The following is a 592-nucleotide window of genomic DNA, read 5'->3' on the forward strand; positions in this document are numbered from 1 at the left end:
TCGTACGTGTTCGTCGACGCCGCCGACGGGCACGGCCTGTCTGGTTAGATTGAGGGCCGCACCGACGCCGCCGCGCTGACTGTTTGCGCCGGGACGAGCGGGTTCCGGCCTGATGGCCGTCGCCAGCTCGCCTCGGCGCAAACAGATTCAACTCTCGCCATTTTCGTGGGATGTTGTCAGCGGCGCAGCGGCGGTGTGACGGGCTCGGGCTGAGGGGCCACGGCCGCCTGGGCTGCGTCCGCGAGCAGCCGGCGCTCTTCAGCGGTCGCCAACAATCCCCCGGGCGCGACAAAACGGGAGGCTACATAGTCCGCTTCGGTAGTGGGTATCGGCACCCGGGTGCGGACAGCCCGTATGCACACCCGTACCGCATCGGCGAGCACGACGAGCACCAGCAGGGCGAACACTATCGCCATGATCCCGTCCAAGGTCGAGTTCTGGACGACTTTGTGCATGTCGCTGATGCTCTTCGCGGGCGCCAGAACCCTGCCTTCGTCGAGCGCGTCGGCATAGCGGTTCCGTTGGGCGAAGAAGCCGAGCTTGGGATCGTCCGAGAAAACCTTCTGCCAGGCCGCGGTGAAGGTGACGGCGA

1 pseudogene is annotated in these 592 nt (G+C 66.4%); it reads right to left on the minus strand.

The annotated features are described in order from the left end of the window. Positions 1-176: 176 nt before the first annotated feature. Positions 177-592: pseudogene (locus ACY45C_RS19215) on the minus strand (carbon starvation CstA family protein); the annotation flags it as partial.

Source organism: Frankia sp. CcWB2, assembly GCF_977927585.1.